This is a genomic window from Porphyromonas sp. HMSC065F10 (assembly GCF_001808555.1).
GTDB lineage: Bacteria > Bacteroidota > Bacteroidia > Bacteroidales > Porphyromonadaceae > Porphyromonas_A.
On sequence record NZ_KV793722.1, the window covers coordinates 1 to 428 of the forward strand.

Here is a 428-nt window from a genome sequence, read left to right on the forward strand (position 1 = left end):
TTCCCGGGGTCGGATAGTGATGAGATATAGTAGCTCAGTTCGTTGCTGCCTTCACCCTGCTTCTTGTCTATCCGCACCCTCCTGAGCTGATGAACGGATCGCAGTCCGGACCACTCCTTGAGGCTGATGGTCACGGCTGTGTCATCCAGTCGCATCGGGTCGACTATGCTTCTCAGCTTACGAGTCTCGATCCGTCCATGGCCGAACTCGGGGTCACCTCCGGTGGTGATGATCTCCGAGTTGTAGTACTTGCCTTCGAAAAAGCCCTCCAGCTCAATCTTGGTCCCCTTCTGATTGTCCTTGACGCACAGTATGTAATCACCGCCTTGTGATACGATCTGCTCTGCGATTTTTCGCTGCGTCCCAATCGCATCGATCGTGACAGTGGCGCCCTCAATGTCGATAAGGGCAAGCAGCTCCTTGATGGC

At 54.7% G+C, this 428-nt stretch carries 1 protein-coding gene; it reads right to left on the reverse strand.

From position 1 onward, the window contains the following. Positions 1 to 428 (reverse strand): ISAs1 family transposase (locus tag HMPREF2890_RS00075; RefSeq protein ID WP_148130620.1); only part of this gene is annotated, 428 nt, incomplete at both ends.